The sequence below is a fragment of the Turicibacter sp. St.80E1 genome (assembly GCF_059728495.1).
This window is the reverse complement of record NZ_AP039386.1, coordinates 2077904-2101146: the sequence shown is the minus strand read 5'-3', so window position 1 is coordinate 2101146 and position 23243 is coordinate 2077904. Positions and strand designations below refer to the sequence as shown.

At 34.2% G+C, this 23243-nt stretch carries 19 protein-coding genes and 1 riboswitch; of the genes, 18 read left to right on the top strand and 1 reads right to left on the bottom strand.

Annotated elements, in window-relative coordinates:
* Positions 1 to 47 precede the first annotated feature (47 nt).
* The 16 genes from AC6I0I_RS10020 to AC6I0I_RS09945 all read left to right on the top strand — a co-directional run bounded on the left by AC6I0I_RS10020 (position 48) and on the right by AC6I0I_RS09945 (position 17956).
* Entirely contained in the window at positions 48 to 677 is a 630-nt protein-coding gene (locus tag AC6I0I_RS10020; RefSeq protein ID WP_161832308.1) for an ECF transporter S component, read from the top strand.
* Positions 678 to 1889 (top strand): bifunctional phosphopantothenoylcysteine decarboxylase/phosphopantothenate--cysteine ligase CoaBC, encoded by a 1212-nt coding sequence (gene coaBC / locus AC6I0I_RS10015; protein ID WP_262953924.1) that lies wholly within the window; start codon positions 678 to 680, stop codon positions 1887 to 1889.
* The gene (locus AC6I0I_RS10010) at positions 1883 to 2656 is read left to right on the top strand and encodes a type III pantothenate kinase (protein WP_161832306.1); all 774 of its coding nucleotides are present in this window, start codon (positions 1883 to 1885) and stop codon (positions 2654 to 2656) included. The genes coaBC and AC6I0I_RS10010 overlap by 7 nt, the downstream gene beginning before the upstream one ends.
* 228 nt (positions 2657 to 2884) lie before the next feature.
* The gene (locus AC6I0I_RS10005; protein WP_161832305.1) at positions 2885 to 3172 is read left to right on the top strand and encodes a co-chaperone GroES; all 288 of its coding nucleotides are present in this window, start codon (positions 2885 to 2887) and stop codon (positions 3170 to 3172) included.
* A gap of 39 nt (positions 3173 to 3211) precedes the next feature.
* Complete coding sequence (gene groL, locus AC6I0I_RS10000) at positions 3212 to 4831, top strand: chaperonin GroEL (protein WP_161832304.1); 1620 nt, start codon at positions 3212 to 3214, stop codon at positions 4829 to 4831.
* A 68-nt stretch (positions 4832 to 4899) separates the two neighbouring features.
* On the top strand, positions 4900 to 5241 hold the full coding sequence (gene acpS / locus AC6I0I_RS09995) for a holo-ACP synthase (protein ID WP_161832303.1): 342 nt from the start codon (positions 4900 to 4902) through the stop codon (positions 5239 to 5241).
* A 240-nt stretch (positions 5242 to 5481) separates the two neighbouring features.
* Positions 5482 to 6480, top strand: a complete 999-nt coding sequence (locus AC6I0I_RS09990) for a LolA family protein (protein WP_161832302.1) — start codon at positions 5482 to 5484, stop codon at positions 6478 to 6480.
* Between the two features lie 724 nt (positions 6481 to 7204).
* A complete protein-coding gene (locus AC6I0I_RS09985; protein ID WP_161832301.1) occupies positions 7205 to 7885 on the top strand; it encodes a response regulator transcription factor in 681 nt (226 codons plus the stop codon).
* A gap of 2 nt (positions 7886 to 7887) precedes the next feature.
* Positions 7888 to 9288: a sensor histidine kinase gene (locus tag AC6I0I_RS09980; protein WP_262953923.1), complete on the top strand. Its 1401-nt coding sequence runs from the start codon at positions 7888 to 7890 to the stop codon at positions 9286 to 9288.
* A 72-nt stretch (positions 9289 to 9360) separates the two neighbouring features.
* Positions 9361 to 10521 (top strand): pyridoxal phosphate-dependent aminotransferase, encoded by a 1161-nt coding sequence (locus AC6I0I_RS09975; protein ID WP_161832299.1) that lies wholly within the window; start codon positions 9361 to 9363, stop codon positions 10519 to 10521.
* A 299-nt stretch (positions 10522 to 10820) separates the two neighbouring features.
* On the top strand, positions 10821 to 12707 hold the full coding sequence (locus tag AC6I0I_RS09970) for an N-acetylmuramoyl-L-alanine amidase family protein (protein ID WP_262953922.1): 1887 nt from the start codon (positions 10821 to 10823) through the stop codon (positions 12705 to 12707).
* Positions 12708 to 12970: 263 nt separating this feature from the next.
* Positions 12971 to 14113: an MGDG synthase family glycosyltransferase gene (locus AC6I0I_RS09965; protein ID WP_161832297.1), complete on the top strand. Its 1143-nt coding sequence runs from the start codon at positions 12971 to 12973 to the stop codon at positions 14111 to 14113.
* Positions 14088 to 14912 carry a RecX family transcriptional regulator gene (locus tag AC6I0I_RS09960; protein ID WP_161832296.1) on the top strand — a complete coding sequence of 275 codons (825 nt, stop codon included), beginning with the start codon at positions 14088 to 14090 and terminating at the stop codon, positions 14910 to 14912. The genes AC6I0I_RS09965 and AC6I0I_RS09960 overlap by 26 nt, the downstream gene beginning before the upstream one ends.
* Before the next feature lie 48 nt (positions 14913 to 14960).
* Complete coding sequence (locus tag AC6I0I_RS09955; RefSeq protein WP_161832295.1) at positions 14961 to 15668, top strand: GntR family transcriptional regulator; 708 nt, start codon at positions 14961 to 14963, stop codon at positions 15666 to 15668.
* 80 nt (positions 15669 to 15748) lie between these two features.
* Positions 15749 to 15864, top strand: a riboswitch (FMN riboswitch).
* A gap of 98 nt (positions 15865 to 15962) precedes the next feature.
* The gene (locus AC6I0I_RS09950; RefSeq protein WP_161832294.1) at positions 15963 to 16622 is read left to right on the top strand and encodes an ECF transporter S component; all 660 of its coding nucleotides are present in this window, start codon (positions 15963 to 15965) and stop codon (positions 16620 to 16622) included.
* Positions 16623 to 16780: 158 nt separating this feature from the next.
* Positions 16781 to 17956, top strand: coding sequence for a sugar ABC transporter substrate-binding protein (locus tag AC6I0I_RS09945; RefSeq protein ID WP_161832293.1), 1176 nt, complete (start codon positions 16781 to 16783; stop codon positions 17954 to 17956).
* Positions 17957 to 18174: 218 nt separating this feature from the next.
* Here AC6I0I_RS09945 and AC6I0I_RS09940 read toward each other — a convergent pair.
* Positions 18175 to 19313 (bottom strand): IS3 family transposase gene (locus tag AC6I0I_RS09940; protein ID WP_262953963.1). Its coding sequence is split into 2 segments (ribosomal slippage): positions 18175 to 19088 and positions 19088 to 19313, totalling 1140 coding nucleotides; the frame shifts between segments, so codons are not numbered across the junction.
* Between the two features lie 484 nt (positions 19314 to 19797).
* Between AC6I0I_RS09940 and AC6I0I_RS09935 the strand changes: the two genes are divergently transcribed.
* A complete protein-coding gene (locus AC6I0I_RS09935) occupies positions 19798 to 21213 on the top strand; it encodes a peptidoglycan DD-metalloendopeptidase family protein (protein ID WP_161832292.1) in 1416 nt (471 codons plus the stop codon).
* A gap of 184 nt (positions 21214 to 21397) precedes the next feature.
* Positions 21398 to 22675 carry a hemolysin family protein gene (locus AC6I0I_RS09930; protein WP_161832291.1) on the top strand — a complete coding sequence of 426 codons (1278 nt, stop codon included), beginning with the start codon at positions 21398 to 21400 and terminating at the stop codon, positions 22673 to 22675.
* Positions 22676 to 23243 lie beyond the last annotated feature (568 nt).

The window sequence follows — 23243 nt, the reverse complement described above, 5'->3', positions numbered from 1 at the left end:
TCGAGACGTTGCATCTAAAGGAGAGCGACAGTGGAGGAGAAGATAAGATGAATCAGGCAAGAAAGAGAATGAAGTTTTTAATTTTAGTAACTATGTTTTGCAGTATCCAGGTTATTTTAATGTTAACCCCGCTTGGGTATATTCCTTTAGGACTTGTACGTGCTACAACGATGCATATTCCTGTTATTTTAGCTGGAATTTTGTTAGGCATAAAAGGTGGGGCTATAACAGGTTTAGTTTTTGGGGTAAGTAGTGTCGTTATTAATACATTGACGCCTACGATTACGTCTTTTGTGTTTACTCCTTTTTATTCATTGGGCGATTATAGCGGAAATTTTTGGAGTCTTGTGATTGCGATTGTGCCGCGCGTATTACTGGGTGTTTTAGCTGCGATAATCTATCAATTATTTAAACATAAGGGCAATAAATTATCCGTTATCGGAAGTAGTTTTACGGCATTAGTGTGCACAATTATTCATTCTATTTTAGTATTAGGCATGATTTATGTATTTTTTGGCCCAAGCTATGCGTCGGCAAAGGGTGTTGAAGTTTCAGCATTGTTTGGTTTATTATTAGGTGTTATTACAACAAATAGTTTATTAGAAGCTATTTTAGCGGTGGTTATCGTGGCACCACTAACTAAGGTTTTAGAACCTATAACTAAGAAGGTGATGTAAATGGAAAAAAAAACAGTAGTCATTGGAATCTGTGGGGGGATTGCCGCTTATAAGACTGCACAGTTAGCGAGTAATTTATATAAAAAGGGCTATGATGTCCATGTGATTATGACAAAAAATGCAACGGAGTTTATTACTCCGATGACGTTTGAAACGTTAACGCATAATCGGGTATCAGTAGGAACATTTGATCGAAATTTTCAGTATGACGTTAACCACGTTTCATTGGCTAAACGTGCGGATGTATTTGTCTTAGCACCTGCATCAGCCAATTGTATTGCGAAGATTGCCCATGGAATTGCTGATGATATGTTAACAACAACTTTTTTAGCTGCCAATTGTCCTAAATTAATTGCTCCGGCAATGAATACAGGGATGTTGAATAACCCAATTACTCAACGTAATATCCAGCAATGTAGGGAATTTGGGATGACTATTATTGAATCTGCTAGTGGTTACTTAGCTTGTGGAGATGTCGGAAAAGGTCGCCTGGCAGAAATTGAAGATATTGAGGATGCCATTGAGTGTTTATTGATTAAGGATAAGCCTTTAGCTGGGATTAAGGTTGTTGTGACGGCCGGGCCTACACAGGAGGATATTGATCCTGTACGATTTATAACGAATCATTCTAGTGGTAAAATGGGGTACGCCTTAGCGAGAGCCGCACGTAATTTAGGTGCTGAGGTGACGCTTATAACGGGGCCTACTTCTTTGAGAAAACCTGTTTTTATGACGATTATCGAAGTAAGAACAGCAGATGAAATGTTTCAGGAAGTATCTGGATTAAAAGATCAGTATGATATTTTAATTAAATCTGCCGCAGTCTCTGATTATAGGGCCTCTTTTGTGAATCCACATAAGTTAAAGAAACAAAGTCAACAGACGACACTTGATTTAGTCATGAACAAAGATATTTTATTAGCTATGGGGAAAGAAAAAAAAGATAGCCAAGTGATATGTGGATTTGCAATGGAAACTGAAAATTTAGAAGAAAACGCCACTAAAAAATTGTTAGGTAAAAATGCGGATTTAATCGTTGCCAACCAATTAAATGAAGAATTTGCAGGTTTTAAGGGGGATACAAATGTGGTGACGCTTATTCAAAGAGATGGAATCGTGAAATTGAATAAGATGTCTAAGGAAGCCCTCGGATATGAAATTATGGAACAGTTATTGAAGATTTTAATAAAGAAAAGGGGAACAATATGTTAATCGTTATTGATGTCGGAAATACTAACATTACGTTAGGGGTATATGATAAAGACGATTTAATTGCTACATTTCGTTTAACAACTAAATTACAAAGAACATCTGATGAGTTTGGAATTACGTTATTTTCTTTTCTTCAAACAAAGGATATTAATCCCCAAGCGGTAGAGGCTGTTTTAATTTCGAGTGTAGTTCCTAAAATTATGCATTCATTAACTAATGCTATTCGTAAATATTTTAATATTGAACCAATGATTGTAGGGCCTGGAATTAAGACTGGAATTAGTGTTAGAACGGAAAATCCTCGTGAAGTTGGGGCGGATCGTATTGTAGATATTGCGGCTGCTTATTATATTTATGGAGGCCCTGCGCTTGTTATTGACTTTGGAACTGCCACAACTTATGATTATGTAAATGAGAACGGGGAGTTTGAATTTGGAGTAACTTCTCCAGGGATTGAAATTTCGGCACAGGCGCTATGGACGCAGGCAGCTAAATTACCAGAGATTGAAATTAAGAAGCCAGAAACGATTATGTGCCGTAATACGATTACTAGTATGCAAGGTGGTTTGGTTTACGGTTACATTGGCCAAACAGAATATATTATTAAGAAGGTAAAAGAGGCAGTTGGAAAGGATATCAAAGTAGTGGCCACAGGGGGATTGGGGCGCATTATATATAACGAAACTGATATGATTGATGTTTATGATCCAGATCTTGCATTTAAAGGAATGAGAATCATTTATCATAAAAATAAAGGCGGATTTTAAACCTTTTAAAAAATAGGGACCAAGTGCCACACTTGGTCTTTTTTTATCATAAATAAAAGGCTCTCCCATGTATTTGGAATAAATAGATCTAAGAAGCATATTAATCAGTAGGTAGATAATAATAAAAAGGATTTTTTCTTAAAATTATTGCCATTATTTATTCATCTCTGTATAATTTATTTAATAGCACTCATTATAATAGAGTGATAAAAACGAGGAGGGAAAGACATGTTAAGACCATTAAACGATAATGTTGTTATCGAAATTGTTGAGCTTGAGAAGAAAACGGCAAGTGGGATCATTCTTTCAAAAGAGACTTCAAAGCCAAGTCACTCAGAGGGTGTTATCGTGGCCGTTGGGGAAGGAAAGTGTTTAGAGAATGGAACGCTTAAGACGCCTTCTGTTAGTGTAGGACAACGTGTCATTTATAATGGATTTGCGGGAACAAAAGTTTCCCATCAAGGAAAAGATTTAGTTATTTTATCATCGGATGATGTTTTAGCGGTTGTTGAGTAAGTTATAAATAGATATTAATATAAGGGAGGATTTTATAGTATGGCAAAAGAGATTTTATTTGCAGAAGATGCCCGCCGTGCAATGATTCGTGGTGTGGATAAGTTAGCTGATACGGTGAAGGTAACTTTAGGACCAAAGGGACGAAATGTTATTTTAGAACAAAAGTTTGGAACGCCCCAAATTATTAATGATGGTGTCTCAATAGCTAAGGAAATTGAGTTAGAGGATAAATTTGAAAATATGGGAGCTAGATTAGTTGCTCAAGTTGCAAGTCGAACAAATGATGTTGCGGGTGATGGAACGACAACAGCGACAGTTTTAGCACAGGCGATGATTAGGGAAGGAAATAAAAATATTGTGGCTGGAGCCAATCCAATAACGATTCGCCGTGGAATTGAGCGTGCCGTGAAAGTAGCGGTAGAAGCATTAAAGGCTAATTCAAAACCAATTGAAGGCAAAGAATCAATTGCTAACGTAGCAGCTATTTCAGCAGCAGATGAGGAAATCGGTAAACTGATTGCTGAGGCAATGGAGCGAGTTGGAAATGATGGTGTTATTACACTTGAAGAGTCAAAAGGTTTTGAAACGACAATGGATATTGTTGAGGGGATGCAGTTTGACCGCGGATACTTATCTTCTTATATGGTGACTGATACGGATAAAATGGAAGCCGTTTTGGATAATCCCTATATTTTAGTAACCGACTCTAAGGTAGGTACTTTACAGGATATTTTACCTATTCTTGAACAATTGGTTCAAACAGGACGTCCAATGGTCATTGTAGCAGACGATATTGAAAATGAGGCATTGGCAGCATTAGTTGTTAATAAGTTACGTGGAACATTTAATGTTGTAGCTGTTAAGGCTCCAGGTTTTGGTGATCGTCGCAAACGCATGTTAGAAGATATTGCTATTTTAACGGGTGCACAGTTAGTAACAGAAGAATTAGGATTAGAATTAAAAAATACAACGTTGGATCAGTGCGGACGTGCTGGACGAGTGATTGTAACCAAAGATCATACAACCGTTGTTGAAGGAACAGGTTCACAAATGGACATTAATGCTAGAATTGCTCAAATTCGCGCAGAACTTGAAAATACAACATCGGAGTTTGATAAAGAAAAATTATTAGAGCGTTTAGCGAAGTTAAGCGGTGGTGTGGCTGTTATTAAGGTTGGAGCCGCAACGGAAACGGAGCTTAAAGAAAGAAAATTACGCATTGAAGATGCCCTTAATGCAACTCGTGCAGCAGTTCAGGAAGGAATTGTCGCAGGTGGTGGAACAGCCTACATGAATATTTATAATGAGGTATCAAAAATTGAGGCATCAGGTGATGAAGCAACAGGAATTCAGATTGTATTGAAGGCATTAGAGGCTCCAGTTCGTCAGATTGCTGAAAATGCGGGAATTGAAGGATCTATTATTATTCATAAATTGAAAGAGTTAGAGGCCGGATATGGATATAATGCTGCGACAGATGAGTTTGTAGATATGTTTAAAACCGGTATTGTTGACCCAACGAAGGTGACTCGCTCAGCATTACAGAATGCAGCTAGTATTTCTGCTTCTTTCTTAACGGCTGAAGCAGCGGTTGTAGAAATTGAAAAACCTCAAGTTTCACCGGCATCACCTGACATGAGCGGTATGGGAATGATGTAAAAAAAAATCTCTAGATTTTTCTAGAGATTTTTTTTATTATAAAGGAAAGAGGAAATGGAGGTTTTTTTATGAAGGGAATTGGTACTGATATCATTGAGATTAAAAGAATAAGTGAAGTGCGGCAAAAGGAACGATTTATTGATAAAATTTTAAGTGAGGAAGAAGTCACTTTGTATTCCCAATTTGTTAGTGAAAAGAGAAAAAATGAATTTATTGCAGGGAGATGGGCTGTTAAAGAGGCCTTATATAAGGCATTAGGGTCATTTTGCCACGGGAAAAAATATCAAGATTTTAGTATTGTCAATGATGAGACGGGGAAACCCTACTTATTAAAGCCAGTAATAGAAAATGTTCATCTTAGTATAAGTCATTGTGATCATTATGCGGTGGCTTTTGTTGTTTGGGAATAATTAAAATAGGAATCGTTTCAGGCAACTAATGACGATTCTAGACAATGTTAGTTGTCTGAAGGGCAACCTTTTCTAAAATGGAATAAATTTTGCGTAATAAAGATATAATTCTTATTTTATTTTAGGATAGGAGAGGTAAGTGTTTACTTCATCGATAAGTTTTTCTTTTAGTAAAGCATAAATTCAGTTGCTTCCTCATAGGATTAATTGAAATTGAACTTAATAAAGAGGTGGATAGCGATGAAGAAATTATGTTTAATGTTCACAGTAGTACTTACAGTGCTATTAACTGCATGTGGGGAAATGTCGCAGCAAGATGTTGTTGACAAATTAACTAGTAACGTAGAAGATGCTAAGTCTTATTATGCAACAGGGGTAATGGAAGTTGATAATAATGGACAAGTGTATCAGTACAACGTAGAAGTGGCTTATCAAAAAGATAACAAGTACAAAGTAACACTAAAAAATGAAACAACGAACAATGAGCAAATTATTTTAAAAAATGATGAGGGAGTTTTCGTTTTAACACCTGCATTAAATAAACAATTTAAATTCCAAAGTGATTGGCCATTATCAAGTTCACAAGTTTATTTATACCAATCATTAATTACGGATATTTTAAATGATGCAGAAGCTAAATTCGAGGCCACAGAGGATGCATATACATTCGAAACTAAAGCGAATTATCACGGAAATCGCGATTTAGTCTCTCAAAAAATTACTTTTGATAAAAAAGAATTAACACCAACAGAAGTTTATGTTTTAGATTCTAAAGGTGAGCCACGTATTTCAATGAAGTTTTCATCATTTGATTTTGATAAAAAGTTTAAAGATGGATATTTCGATTGCCAAAAAACAATGGAATATTCACAGGAAACAATGGGAGAGGGAGCTTTAGCAAATTTAGAAAGTGAACTCTATCCTGCTTATTTACCTGAAGGAACAACATTAGTTAATAAGCAAGCTATCGATATTCAAGATGGAGAGCGCGTGATTATGACATTTAGCGGGGATCAAGAGTTTACAATGATTCAAGAACCTGCTGCATATAATGAGTCTACAGGGGTAGAACCTGTTTCAGGACAACCTGTAATGATTAATGGTACAATTGGAGCATTAAGCGATAACTCAATTACATGGGTTGAGGGAGGCGTTGAGTGCTTCTTAGTTTCTGAAACATTAGAGACAGAGGAGTTAGTTTCAGTTGCTGCATCAGTTTCTAATCTTGCAGAAAAATAATAAATAAATCAAATACGTATGGTAAGGTACCCTGAACTTTTAGGGTGCCTTTTTACGATGGTCGATGCATGGTCTTTTGATCAAAGGGAAAGAAGAGAGGGCAACGAAAAAGGGTCATGGGATGTAGGATAATCTCAAAGGGAGTGTATACCTTTTAATTGTCGAACAAAAGAAGTAATTGGTGAATAAGGTTGAATCCATAAATTTTAGATTTATTAATAATTTTACAATCGGGATATGTTTGATTTAGTTGTTTTAAATAATCGTTATTTTTAGATGTGACGATTAGTTCGCATTTATCACTTATTGGGTGTGAAAGTTGAATAGTCGTTTGAAGGTTCTCGTCCGAGATATGATTTTTTTTTGTTTCACCTGGAAAAACAAGTAATTCTGAAAGAAGTGAGTATAATAGAAAGATAAGGGTAATTAATGTACAGGTGAGTAGAACAACAATAATTTTCTGATAATTAATTCGATGAATGGTAGTTCCTCCTCATTTTTTATGAATTTATTTAGCAAGGAAAGATGAACAGTGGTTAGAGTAAGTGATTCAGTCAAAGGCTTATAAAATATAATCATTGGATTTACCTATTAGGAAGGCCCGATAAAGGCGAAGTTACCTCTATATATAATAATAAAAAAATTATGTTTTTCTTGTGTACAAATTGTATCCATTTATGTTAAATTTTAAAGAGAGATTTTTTTCCTATTGGAGAGTGTTAGGATGAGTATAAAATATAAGGTCTTAGTGGCTGAGGATGAGTTAAAGATTAGAGAGATTCTTGTAGACTGCTTAATGGATGATTACGAGGTGATTGAGGCAAAAGATGGGTTAGAAGCACTTCGGTTATTTCATTCACAACAGTTTGACTTAGTTTTATTAGATGTTATGATGCCTGAGAAAGATGGGTTTTCTGTTTTAAAAGAGATTCGTTTGGTTTCTAAGGTACCTGTCATTATGTTAACGGCACGTTCTAGTGTGGAAGATCAAGTGCGTGGTTATGATTTAAAGGTAGATGATTACGTCACAAAGCCGTTTGATAATCAGGTTTTATTAGCAAAAGTTCATCGATTGCTATCTCGTATTAATGAAGACGATGAAGTAGAAACTTATGAATTAGCTTTTGATGGTCTGGTCGTTAATAAATTATCGAGGACGGTTCGTGTGGATAATGAACTGATGGATTTTAGACCTAAGGAATTTGACTTATTAGTTTTTTTAATTGAAAATCACCGAATTGCGTTAGATCGCGATCGAATTTTAGATGCGGTTTGGGGAATCGACTATTTTGGTGATACTCGTGTTGTGGATACGCATATAAAAAAAATTCGTAAAAAATTGGGGGACTATTCGAAATATATTCATACTGTCTTTGGTGTTGGGTATAAGTTTGAGGTGATATAGTCTTGCGTTTAGCAACAAAGATTTTTTTACTTTTATTTGGTTTGTTTTTTACGACGCTTCTTTTAGATATTGTTGCCCAATACTACTTTTATGATTTTGCTTATCCGGGTTATAAACAAAATCAAATTTATCGCTTGGTTTATGAAATAAAAGATGAGGTTCCGAACTTTCAACGTTTCACGAATGACTTTTTTTCTTATATGAACGGGATAGAAGATAAATATTTGATTAAATATAAATTACATAGTTCAAATACCTCGCAGCTAAATTTAGAATATTTAACGGATAATGATATCTTTTTCGAATCGACGACTGATAAAAATGTGACAACGTATCATTACTATACTAAAATTAAATTTAAGGAAGGAGAAGAATGGATTATTGAAATCTCCTATTCTTTACAAGTTTTAGGTGAAATGTTGTCCGTTTTTACAAATTATTATATCTTTATCTTCATGATTTTAGCTATCTTGGTACTCATTTTTGCTATTTGGTTAACAGAACATATTACTAAACCTTTATTGCATATGAAGCGGGTTACTACTAATATTGCAAATATTGATTTTAGCGAAAAATGTGAAGTAAATTCAGATGATGAGCTAAGAGAGTTAGCAACAAATATTAATGTTATGAGTGAGAATTTAAACAGGACGTTAACTGAATTACAAGTAGCGAATGAACGATTAAAAGATGATATTGCTCGTGAGCGAGAATTTGAACAAATGCGTTCAACTTTCTTTTCCACAATTTCGCATGAATTAAAAACTCCACTTACAATTATTAAGGGGATTGCTACTCGAATTCAATCGCGTTCAATGTCTCCCGACGAGGTTAAGGTACAATTAAACTCTATCATAGAAGAGGTTAATCGGATGACGGTGATGGTTCAAGATACATTAAATTATATGAAGATGGAAAATCCGGAGGATATTTTAGAATACAGTAGTTTCAATTTAAAAATGTTAATTGAGCATTTAAATAATAAGGTTAAGCATATAATGGGAGAGAAGAAATTACATATTCATTTAGATTTGGAAGATGAATATGTAGAGGCAGATTCTTCGAAGATTATGACCGTCGTTACAAATTTATATTCTAATGCTATTCGTTATACTCCTGATGGTGACCACATTTATGTAAGTCTTAAACGCTTTGGAAGTAAGGTTCAGTTTGAAATTGAAAATACGGGGATTTTTATTCCAGAAGAGGAATTGGATCGAATATGGGAACCTTTTTATCGTTTAGAAAAGTCAAGAAATAGGGACAGTGGGGGAACAGGTCTAGGACTACTAATTACGAGTAAAATTTTGCAGATGCACCAAAGTCATTACGGGGTCGTTAATACCTCACGAGGTGTAAAGTTTTATTTCGATTTAAATGTAGATCCAGACTTTGATGAATAGGGGGAATATATGAGGGTCATTTGTTATTTACAAATGGCCTTTTTATTATTTTAAAATTAGGGGGATGATCAAATGGAATTAAAAATTAATCGGTACGCTTCAATGCTAAAACCTTCATTGATTCGGGAAATGAAAGTGTTAGCAGATAAATATAATGATGTTATTGATTTTACATTAGGGGAACCCCATATATCTCGGCATACCTATGAGGTTATTCAAGAGGGGTTACATCATAAAATGATGGAATCTTCGTTGGGTTATTCTCATCAATATGGAATTATAGAGTTAAGAATGGCAATTTCAGAGTATTGTAAGCATAATTACGGCCAGATTTATGATCCATATTCAGAGATTATCATTACAACAGGTGTTTCTGAACCTATTAGTGCGGTTTTTAAAACAATTTTAGAGGAAGACGATGAGGTTATCATTTTTTCTCCATCCTTTACTTTATACAATACGAATGTTCAAATGTATGGGGGAAAAGTTGTTTTATATGATATGGTGGAAAATGATATGCAGGTAAAGGAAGAGGTATTAAGCAGGTTAATTACTGCAAAAACGAAAGCTATTTTAGTGAATTCTCCATGTAATCCTACGGGGAAAATATTTTCTGAAGAGGAAAATGAGGTGATATACAACTGTATAAAGGATAAACCTATTTTTGTGATTAGTGATGAGATATACCGTGAAATCGTGTTTGAACAGAAAAAATGTTGTTCGCTTTCAAAATATCCACGATTAAGGGATCGTTTATTTATTTTAAATGGTTTCTCTAAGTCATATGCGATGACGGGATGGCGGATAGGGTACGTATTAGGCCCAAAAGAGTTTATCAATACGGTAGCCGTTGTTCATCAAAACTTCGTTGCTTCTGCTTCAACTATTTCTCAATATGCGGCTCTTGAGGCATTAAATCACCCAGAATTGACGAAAAACATTCAGCAACTTTACGAAAAAAATAGAAATTATGTTTACCAACAGTTAAAACCGTATTTTAAGCATGTTGTATTGCCGGAGGGAGCCTTTTATCTCTATATAGACGTAAGTAATTACGGGTTAACTTCATATGAGTTCGCAATGAATTTACTAAAAAGTAAACAAGTAGCCATTGTTCCTAGTATGGCCTTTGAACCAAATGATTCGGGATATGTTCGTTTATCTTATTGTTGTGACTTTGAAACGTTGCGAGCAGGCGTTTTACGTATACAAAATTTTATAAAAAGTTTGTAAAAGAGTTAATTTACCCGTGACCTATGATAAAATACTGAAGGACTTGCATGTGATAAAAGTCATGCGATGATAGTTTAAAAATGCGGTATCTTAACATGAAGCAGTATCTCAATTAATTATTTGATAAATTTAATGTTAATGGTAAACCTAGAGATAGAACAACCGACTTTAGGAGATACGTGATACAATATAGCTTTATTTTTTAGAGACATTATTAAGGAAAATAAAATTTTTTGTTGTATAGACGAAAGACGATTAACCGCAAGAATATTTAATGTAATGTTGAAAGAGAGATGGCAATGAAGAAGAAATATAGAAGTTATAGTTATTATCCCAGTCAGAGAAAAAAGAAAATTAAAATTAATAAGGTAAGATTTACGCTATTTATCTTAAGCTGTTTACTTATTCTTAGCGGTATCGGTTTTGGATTAAAGCTGATATTAACCGATAAGGTTGATGTTTCCTTAGCGTTAACGGACGATCTTAATCCTAAGGAAGGGGAAAGTTTGTATCGACTATCGTTGAGTTGGGAGCCGTTGAAAAAAGATGCTTATAAGGAAATTCAAATCAACATTAATGATAAGTCCTACGTATTAGATAATACGGCTACAAGATTCGATGTTGATTTGTCGGCTCCTAACACCGATTATAAAATTACCTTCCAGGCAAGGAGGAAGGGGCTGTTCTTTTCTAAAAAGGTAAAAGACGTGATTCGTACATTTGCCGATAATGAAAGGATAGAACAATCAATTGCTGATTTAAAGATTAAGGACCATGTTTTATTATTTAGTCACGCGCTAAAGAAAACTAAAGAGATGAAATTTGATTCCGAAGAGATTCGTTATGAAATCATCGATGTGATTAACCAATCTGTCATTGAGGGTGATGTTACCATCACGAGCGAGGATAGAGAAGAGGTTAATCTTCAAGTCGAAATACCGATTGAGAAGTTAGTGCAGGCACCCGTGTTAGCTTTAAGAATGAGAATGGAGATAAATAATCATATCCTCTCGATTCCTGTTCAAGTAAATAAAGGGAGTCAGGTATTCAAAGGTTTAGATGGCTACGAATTATTACCTCAATCAGATAACCTTATTTTAGTTAATAAGGAACTTCCCCACCTGAATTACAAAAATCATCAATTTTATGCAGAATCCTTACACCTCAATATAGGGACAACGGATATTTTAACGTATCAACTAGTTGATGCATCTCGTAATATTATTGTTGATGAGGCTTACTTAGAGGGTGGAAATAAAGCGATTGAATTGTCGGATCTTAAGGAAGGAAATTACGTGGTTAAGTTAAACGATCTTCCTTTATACACGGATGAAGTCTTAAGCGAGCAGTGGTACTGTATTCTGAGAAATGGTGTAGCTAATCATGTGACGCTGAAATCAGAAAATGGCTTACTCTATCTTATCGTTCGTTCAGTGAAGGAAGTTCCTGAAGATGTGTATGATATTTTAATTGATCCTGGTCATGGGGGATTGGATGGCGGAACGGTTGCAGGTGAATTAACGGAGGCAAATGAGGCGCTTAAGCTGTCTAAGTATATAGCTTCAAGATTGGAGGATCATGGACTGAAGGTTAAGTTAACTCGTACTGAGGATGTAGATCCTGCTGGTCCTGGTAAATCTGATTATGGAAAATCGCCTTTTTATGACGAGGGAAGGGTTGAGCAAGTTTATCGTTATCAGACAAAATATATGATTTCTAATCACTTGAATTCTTTTAATGAGTCATTAGAAGGATTTGAGGTTTATAGTTCTGTTATCAATGACGATGATTGGTCTTCAAGGGTCTCTACTGCCTTAAAGGAGGCGGGACAAGATCCCCGTGATTCGGTAAAGAGTGAATTTCGTTCTTCAGAAGGGTCATATAAAAAATATTTTGTTTGCCGCGGATCTTCTTATGAAGAAAAATATGGTTGTCTTAATGATTCTCTTGACTATTTATACATTATTCGTGAAACAGGAGGGGCATTATCACAGTCTTCAGAATTAGTTGAACATAATAATAGCTATGATTCAATTCCACATTATGGGTCAGAAACGCTACTCATTGAATATGCATATCTCGATAATCCTAAAGATTATAAGGAATGGATTGCGGATTGGAAATCATGGGGCGAAGCGGTTGTAAAAGCAACGGTGGAGTATCTTGGAGTAAAATACCAAAAATAAAAAGGGGGAATCCCCCTTTTTATTTTTGGTAGAGTTTCCTATGTTGAATGTGGGAGTGGAGTATAGAATGGACGTATAATCTTAACGGAAAAGGTAAAGGTTATTATGGTAAATTAACATTTTAATTAAGAGGTGCCTGACAGGTGTTAAATTAATGGATATTATTTCTTAATAATGGATACAAAATATTTTTTATGATATCATATTATTTAGATTTTTAACATTTTATAGTAATAGAGATTAAGTGAGAGGGAGAGGAAATAATGAAAAATCAAAAGAAAGTATTAATATTAACTGCTCCTTTTGGTAGCGGGCATTTACAAGTGTCTAGTTCACTAACGGAAGAATTCTCCAAGTACGAAAATGTTATTGTAGAAGAATATGATTTATATTCTGAAGAGTTTCCGACATTATCTAAAACTATTCAAAAGGCTTATTTAAAAAGTTATAAACCGATTGGTAAAGACGTTTATCGCATGTTATATTACGGGTCTAGTTACGCCGTTCATGATTCATTTCAAGCTAAAATTTTGAAACCCTATTTGGAGTTTGGAATGCGATCATTGCGAAATAAAATCGAGTCTTTTAATCCCGATGCTATTATTAGTGTCTTTCCGGTAACTTCCTTATATACATTAGAAGATAAAGGATTTAAAATTCCAATCTACACAGTTATTACTGATTATTACGCAAGTGGGCTATGGCTTTACAAGGGGGCACGCCGTCACTATGTGGCCAATAATCGAATGGTGGCTTGGGGAGTCGCTAATGGATTGACACAAAGTCAATTTATGTTAACAGGAATACCTGTTCATGGGAAGTTTTATAAGGAGCTTAACCGCCAAGAGATTTATAAAAAATATGGGTTAGACCCTCAAAAGCGTACAGTTTTAGTTGCAGCAGGGGCACATGGTGTTGTTTCACATGTTGATGAGATTGCAGCCCGCTTAGCTTCCCAACCTCAGATTCAGGTTATTGTTGTCTGTGGAAATAATACAAAGTTATATGATCAAGTAATTCAATTGTTGGATGAATATGAAAATCTCAAGGTATTAGGTTACTGTCAGGAAATGCATGAGCTGCTCTCAATTGCTGATTTAATGGTTACGAAACCAGGTGGAATCTCACTAACTGAGGCTGCAATTAAAGGTGTTCCGGTTATTTTATATAATCCAGTTTACGGACAAGAATTAGAGAATGCAAAATATTTCTCAGATAAAAATGCTGCCGTGATTGTGACGAGTGAAGCAGAGTTAATCTATCATGTATTAATCATTTTAAATGAAGACGGGTTACTGGACGAAATGAAATGTAATATTAAACAGTTAGCGCGAGCATATTCGGCTAAAACAATTGTTGAGGATGTGTTGAAAGATAGTGATGAGTACTACGAACAACAACTATAAAGTATTAAAGCTTACCCATGTAAATGGTCCCGATTATGAAATTGCTTTAAGAGTTCCGAATGGGCAAATTGTTTTGTTGCCCGTTCATGAAGAGCTCGTTTTAAAGTTTAGGCTAGTCGTTGGGAAAGAATTAGACGAGTTACAAATTGATGAATTGAACGGTAAGTTGGATTTAGGTGATGCCTATCAATACACGTTAAAATTATTATCACGGCGCTCTTACACTACTGCTCAAATCCAAGAAAAATTAGAATCTAAAAATTATGCTGCTCATGTTATTAATGAGGTTTTAGGACGTTTAATTAATGCTGGATTATTAAATGATGGAGAATATGTAAGATCGTATATTCATCAAGAAATGGTAATGGGGAAAAAGGGTCCCAATAAAATAAAGTTAGAGTTAATAAGAAAAGGGGTATCTGAATCGGTAATTGATCAGTATCTTCCTGCGTATGGAGAGGAATATCAGACTGAACATGCATTAAAAATTGCCCATCGTATAATCAATAGTAACTATAAATACGGAGTGCACGTTATTAGACAAAAAGTTATAAATCAGTTAATTAATAAAGGATTTAATCAACAAATAATCGATAGGGTTATGAATCAGTTAGAAGTGGAAGATACTCAAGATAATCAACAAGCTATTTTAAGGAAAGAGGTGCAAAAGTATTATCAAAAGCACCGGAGTCTAAATGACTATCAACGTAAAACAAAGGTTGTTTCGGCTTTAATAAGAAAAGGATTTAATTATGAGGATGTTTTAAGTGTTTATCATAATCTGATGGAGATTGAATAGTTAGAGGGGCGATTCGTCCCTTTTATTTTATGAAAGAGGGTTTTGGACATGACACAGCCAATTTATTTAAAGGTAAAGGGGTTAATTGAAGAGGAAATTAAACAATTGGTACCTAATGCTATTATTCAATCAGAGCGTGACTTAGCCGTAAAATATTCGGTATCTCGCATGACCGTGAGAAAGGCGATTGAATCATTAATCCAGGAGGGGAAGCTATATCGTAAAGATAAGGTGGGAACATTTGTTGCTGATGATAAACTGCATGAACCTATTGCAGAATTAGTAGGTTTTACTTCTGAAATAAGTAGTAAGGGAATGAGACCTCATACAAAGGTTGTTAGTTATGAGCTAATTGAGGCGGACGAGAGATTAGCCCAAAAGTTAGAAATTAAGATTCATGACCGTGTACATAGTTTATTAAGACTTCGTATGGCGGATAATCGTCCAATGACATTGGAACATAATTACATTCCTGTATCTGTGATTAAAGAGTTACCTCAATCAGTTATTAATACCTCGATTTATGCATTTTTGGATGAGGCATTAAATGTTAAAATTGCATCCGGGTCACAAACTGTAACAGCCATTAAGGCTAACGAGGAAGTATCTCGATTATTAGAGGTACCATTAAATGAACCTTTACTCTATTTAGAATTAACTTCGGTTTTAATGAATGGCCAAGTTTTGGAATTTGTTGAAACATACGCTAATCCCCAAAATTATACGGTACGTATTCATTCGCGAAGAAAATGGTAAAATAAAGAAATAATCCGTAGGGGATTATTGACATGAGAGTCATAAAGGGGTAAAATGACAGTGTAAATTGAATCCATTTAATAAATCTTCGAGGCAGGGTGAAAATCCCTACCGGCGGTAAAGCCCGCAAGCCGTAAGGTTGATCTGGTATAAATTCCAGAGCCGACAGTTAAAGTCTGGATGGGAGAAGATTCGTTTTTGATATACTCTTTTTAGGATATATCTCACGAAGGTTTATTAACGTGAGATCTTTTTGCATTTCACTAAAACTTTAAATGTATTGGAGGAGAGTGTATGAAAAACGCAACAACAAGTTTCAAAGAAACAAAGAATTTAATTTTACTAGGGGTTTTTATTGCATTGGGGACAATTTTAATGCTCATTGAAATTCCTTATCCATTAGTTCCCTTCTTAAAATTTGATTTAAGTGAATTAATTGTACTATTAACTGTTGAATTATTTGGATTGATTCCGGCAATTATGGTGGCTTTCTTTAAGTCCCTATTAAATATTATGCTAGGTCTTAGTGCAACACCTATGCATATCGGATCTATTACAGCCTTTATTGCTTCTACGACCTTAGCGTTTCTGTACGTTATAATAAAAAAATATATTTCTGGATCAAAAATAGGACAAAAGGCATTACGATTCATTTTAGTTATTACAGGGTTTTCTCTTATTTTAACGATATGTAATTATCTCTTTATTACACCTATTTATTTCGGGGGATTATGGTTTACAGATGTTATAGAATGGGCAACTTTGGATTCTTTTATTCCAGGATTACCTTTTAACTTAGGTTATGGAGCTGCCATTGCGCTTGTTTATGTTCCGTTTAACGCATTGAAAGGTTTAATTGTATTGGGTGTATATGAATTAATTTCCCCTCGATTGTTAACAGCATTACGGTTTAGTACGAAGCATAAGAGAGTGTCGTCAGTAACTGCCAAATAAACTTAGGTTACTCTATAACTTTAATATAAATTATATTTATCCTTTATATAGAAAAGAGGTGGTGTTTGCCACCTCTTTTTTTGATATAATAAACATCAGATAAATGGAAATGATAGTTAAAAATAATCCTTTATAAATGAATATGAGAGGGTGTTTGGATGAAGAGAATGGTATATCTGATTTTTTTAATTTTTATAATGCTAGGTTTATATAAGTACATTAATCAAATTAATCTACAGTCATCTGAGGTATTGCAAGTATGGGTTAATGAATCGGATTATGAGGTATTAGAAACTGTAAATCCTATTTTTGAGAGTATGTATAACGTAGAGGTTCAATTGAAAATTATTCCCTCCGATAAAGTCATAACCAATCTGCCGCTATATAAAAAGTCTAATGAGTATCCGGATATTATTAATGTTTCACATACTTTAATTTCTGATCTAGTAGAAATGAATGCCATTCATCCAATGAGTGATATTTTCGATTCCTTTAATATATTGCCTAATGTAAAATCGGCTTTTAAGGTAAAGGGCGAGTATTATGGGGTACCTTATAATGCGCAGACCGATATTTTGTATTATAATAAGGAAATGTTTAAATACGGCATACAATCTTTTTCGCAGTTATTTGATGAGGACATATCTTTAGCGATTGATTATCAAAGTATATATCATATTAATCCATTTGTTACTGGATTTGGGGGATATACCGTGGGTGTTGATAATTTTGGTGATACTAATTTTTATGATATTGGGTTAAACAATGAGGATGCTATTCGAGGAATAGCCGCAATGTTTTATTTATTAGATAAATCATTGGTTTATCAAACCGAATTTGAAGTGTATCGATCGTTTATCAATCAGTCATCAGATTTGTTAATTGCTCCAGCCTCATTAGTATCTTCTCTATTAGAGGTGTATCCTAATTTAGGCTATCAAGCGATTCCTAACTTTGTAGAGGATATTTTACCGTATACATATACAAAAATCGACACGTATCAAATAACTCAATCGTCGAAGAATCAGGAGTTAGCTGCCAAGTATTTAAATTATTTATTAACCGAAGAGGTGGCGAAAGTACGATATGATTTAACAAAGGGAATAGCCCCTGTAGATTATGCTACTATTATCTCTCAGGAGGAGTATTATAATGTCGTGAAAAAACAATTACATCGCTCAATCCCATTGCCTAATCAAGTTGAATTTAGTTTTGTGTACCTTCCTTTTCAAAGAGCTTCCCAACAAATGTTACGACTTCCGTATCAGATTGAAACGATTATGAATGAGACTGTAGACTGCATCAATAGTGAATTAGAAAAGGTAATTAAATAACGGGAAATAAAGTGCCCTTATAATAGATATAAACCAGAAAAATGATATTTTATGATTAGTCTGGTTTTAGTTCTATGAGAGAGGTGCTTTTTCTTATGTAATGACACGGTTTCGGTATTATTTAAACAAAGACAAATAGAAATCCTATAACTCGGTATCTAATTGATTAGAGTGGATTGGATCTAGGTCAATATTTTGGACACAAAAAAGTTAAGTTTTTAAGCAATTTGTCGTGCAAGTTGCTCACATTCTTCTGGCGTTAAATAATTAATGGAACCATGAATCCTTTTGCGATTATACCAGCCTTCAATATATTGAAATAGGGCCATTCTAGCCTGTTCAAATGTCACATATGTAGTTTGATACACTTCTTCTTTCTTTAGAGTGGCATGGAAAGATTCGATACAAGCATTATCATAAGGACATCCTTTACGACTGAAAGACTGGATCATCTTAAAGTCTGAAGTTAAGTCTTTAAACTCTTGGCTAGTATACTGTGATCCTAAATCAGTGTGGAGAATAATCTCATCTTTAGGTTTTTGAGAAACATAGGCATTCTTTAAAGCTTTTACGATAATATCTGTGGTCATTTGTTTTGAAAAATGATAACCAATAATTTTCTTTGAATGTAAATCCATCACTGAAGCTAAGTAGCACCAACCTTCTTTTTGAACGTAAATATAAGTAATATCGGATACCCATTTTTGATTAATTGAAGTCGTCGAAAAATCCTGTTCTAGAATGTTATTACGTTCTAAAACAAGTTCCTTAGACTGTCTATAAGGAGTATATTTTCTTTGAATAATCGAAGCTAAACCGCTTGATTTCATTAACCGTTGAACACGTTTCAAGCTAACAGTGAATCCCTCTTTAATCAATTGATGGTGTACCTTAATAGCACCATACCGACACTTACTTTCAAAATAAATTTCTTTAATACGTTCAAGTAGTTTCTGATTTTCACGTTCCCATTTTGATTCAGTTTGATGCTTCGATTGATAATAAGTACTTCTTGGAACACTTAAGACCTCACAAAGTTGCTTAATATCGTGTTCCTGATGGTGTTGATTAATAAACTGACATAATTCAGATTGACTTACTTTCTCGCGAATATGGTCATAGCCTTTTTTAATATTTCATTCTCCTCTTGCAGACGTAACATTTCTTGCTTCATGCGTTTAATATCCTCTAGGGTAATTTCTGTATCATCTACCGAGGCAATCGGAGAAATTTGTTTAATCCATTTGTAAATTGTTACTTCTGAAACACCATATTCACGACTTAGATCTTTAACTGAACGTCCATTTTTATAAAGTTCAACAATCATTGATTTAAATTCATTATTATATTTTTTCATACAGACACATCCTTTTATTAAGTCTATTGTAACGACTTAACTTAAGTGTGTCCATAAAACTATACTAGCACCAGATACCTTGAGAAACTTAAAATTTTCTTCTTTATCTTAAGATATAATGCCTTAAAGTTTATAATAAAAAATACTTAAAAAGGTAAGGCTTGGAATTACTAAGGGTAAATATTAATCGTTAAAAATTAATTAAGCATTACTAAAGGAGACACGCTTTAATATTTTTAATTAAATAGAAAAAATTCAACAATTAATGTGGAAAAGATGTATAATTTCTGATAAAATTGTTCATTTATAGTCGTTTTATTAAGAAAATCTTTAGAAAGACACAAATTGGACACATTTGTGTGAAAAAATTAAAGTCAGAGAGGGAACTTAGATAAAAAATTAATTTTATATAGATTCTAACAGTCACCAAGACTAAAAAATTACCTTATTGTATTGTGAAATAAGGCGTGGAGGTCGTAATGATATGAAGAACAAGATAATTGGTGCATTAATTGTCACCATGTGTATAACGGGGAATAGGCAAAAACTAGTGGAGGCAGCTCCAGTAACAACACAAAATGTTGTTTATCGTGTATATGTAGATGAAGAGCCTATTGGGCTTATAACAGATAAAAGTGAATATGATAATTTAGTAAATAAACAAAAAGAGGAATTATCAAAGAAATATGAAAAGCAAACAGTTATTAAATCGCCGACTAATGTTCGACTTGAAAAAGAGGTTACTTTATTACCGTTAAATACGCTAGATAGTCAATCCGTTTTAGAAACAGTGGCTGAAAAAGCAAATTTCCAGGTTTCGGCCTATAAAATTTCAATTAACGAGGAACAGTTTGTAGTAGAGGATGCCAATGTAGTGACTAATACACTTTTAGAGTTAATGGTGCATTACACTGGAGTGGAAGATATTCAGAAAATAATGGATATTGAAAATGAGATTACTCCTTTAACTGAGGCGGGTTCACAATATATTGGTGCAAAACTATTAGAACCGGTTAAGGTAGAAACTGAATATGCTAATTTAGATGGTATTTTAAGTCGTGAGGAAACGCGAAGAATGGTGTTATATCGTCAAACGCAGCCTCAAAAGACGGTACTTTTTAATGAAGATTCATCATTATGGGATATTGCCACAGAGAATGGTTTGACTGAAGAGGAATTACACTTATTAAATCCTCAAATCAACGGTTTATCTTGGAATGAGCTATTAGGAATGGAGTTAGATGTAACGCCATTGAATCCAATGATTATTGTAGAGACTGAAAAAGAAAAAGTTGAAATTACAGAATTGCCATATGACGTGGAATATATTGATGATAGTACGTTACCAAAAGGAGAGACTGTCATTGAACAAGAAGGCCAAAATGGGCAAAGTTTAAAGCGGCTGAATATTGTCTACGAAAATGGCGTACAATCTTCTTTATCAGTCGTAGAAGATTCACAACTATCAGAACCGGTTAAACAAATTGTAAAACGAGGGACAAAGGTTATTTCTGGTGTAGGAAGTGGGAATTGGATTTGGCCAACGACTACGCGTTCAGTAACCTGTGGCTATTTATGTTATAGCGGACACTATGCTATCGATATTCAGGCTTATATTGGGCAACCTGTTTATGCAGCTGATGGCGGTGTTGTAATTAGTGCTGGATATAGTAATGGATATGGAAATAATATCTTAATTGATCATAAAAACGGTTATTATACTCGTTACGCGCATTTAAATTCATTGAATGTCTCGGCAGGAGACAGTGTCCAAGGTGGACAGACGATTGGTGAAGCTGGAAATACCGGAAACTCAACAGGACCACATTTACATTTTGAAATTCGTCCAAATACGGGAAGTCAACCAAGCTACGCACCTAATCCGTTAGATTTTTATTAATTAAAGGAATGAAAACCCCTAATAATTAATATACTCTAGAGCATATTAATTATTAGGGGTTTCTTTTTGTTATCTAGTTTGTAGTGAATTTGTATAAACCTGGACGTATTATTGACAAATACCCTTGAAATTGATATAGTAAACTACATAATAAAAATAGAAAATTATAGGAGTGTGAATTGCCTTGGACCCGTCCATGTATTATGTAATACTTGTTATCATGATTATTCTATCTGCCTTTTTTAGTGCCTCTGAGACTGCCTTTTCAAGTGTAAATTTAATTCGTTTACGTCAATATGTAGACGATGGTAGACCTGGAGCTAAAAAGGCACTAAATGTAGCGGAACGATTTGATGAAGTATTATTAGCAATTTTAATAGGAAATAATATTGTTAATTTAGCCTCTGCATCGCTTGCAACGATTGTCGCAACAGAAGTTTTAAATCTAGGTGCTTCGGGTGCTCCAATTGCGACGGCTGTCATGACCGTTTTAATTATCATTTTTGGTGAAATTTTACCCAAATCTTACGCAAAGGAAAACTCTGAATCGTTAGCATTGTCAATAGGTACTATCTACTATTATATGATAAAAGTAATGAAGCCTTTAATCTTTATCTTTATGGTATTAAAGGATTTTGTAGCTAAATTATACAGTAAAAAAGAAGACGAACCTTCAGTTACGGAAGATGAACTGAATGTAATTATCGATACTATGGAAGAAGAAGGGGTACTCCAACAGGATGAGGTTGAAATGTTACAGAGTGTTCTTGATTTAAGTGAAACATTCGTAAAAGATATTATGACTCCTCGTGTTGATGTTGTTGCCGTAGATGTTCATGATTCTACTGAAAATGTTAAAAATGTATTTTTTGAAGAAAAATATTCACGTATTCCCGTTTACGATGAATCGCGTGATAATATAGTTGGTATTCTTTATGAACGTGACTTATTTTCTGCTATTATTGAAAATGGATCAACAGATGATCTTTTAATTGCAGATGTGATGCGTGATCCAATGTATGTTTCCTATACAATGCGCGTTTCAGATTTACTTACCCGGTTACAATTAGAAAAACAACATTTAGCAATTGTTGCGGATGAGTACGGAGGAACTGCCGGATTGGTTACGATGGAAGATGTTCTAGAGGAAGTCGTAGGGGAAATATATGATGAACACGATGAAGAGGAACAATTGGTCGTTAAAAAAAGTGATACTCTCTATGAGGTGAAGGCCGAAATAGAGTTAGATGAATTATTTGATATCATGGATATTGATTTAGATATTCCAGAAGACGCTTATTCATTAGGAAGTTGGATGTATTCTAAAATAGAAGATATCCCGGAAATCGGAGATATGTATCAGTATCATAACCTGATATTTACGATTATTGAAGTAGAAGATCGCCGAATTATTAGGGTTAAAATTGAGGTTGTAGAACCTGAGAATGCACCTGAGGAATAGATTGAAAGAGTGGTAGGGCTAGTTAGCTTAATACCGCTCTTTTTGATTTTAGAGTCAAACACGCAGAATATTACAAGTTGAGAGATGAAAAGCTCATGCACGCATAAGATTCCGAACATATAGGAAATGAATTTTAGTTAGATAGCAATTTAAGGATTATACGAGAGATGGATGATTAGTAGGTAACCTGGCATGATAACTATCAACTGGATGAGTATGTCACGGAAAATGGTTCATTGTAAAAAAATATTTTGTAGTGTAGATCAGATGTACGCGTGTACGTGAGAGAATAGTTTTCGTGATTAAAGCTTTTAAAAATACCCTCATAGAGTGTAGGAGATAGAATCCTTTATGTGAAAGCTGATTATATAGGACCCTTGAATGGTATAAAAAAATATTAAATAATGAAAAAATATTTTATTTCGACGATATCTTATTTAATTTATTAAAAAATATAAAAAATCGGTTGACTACTAGATGACAAGATGTTATTATAAATGAGTCGCCAAAAGGGCGATGGAAAAGAAAACAAAAAAAGTTAAAAAGTGTTTGACAGAAACGGTTGAAC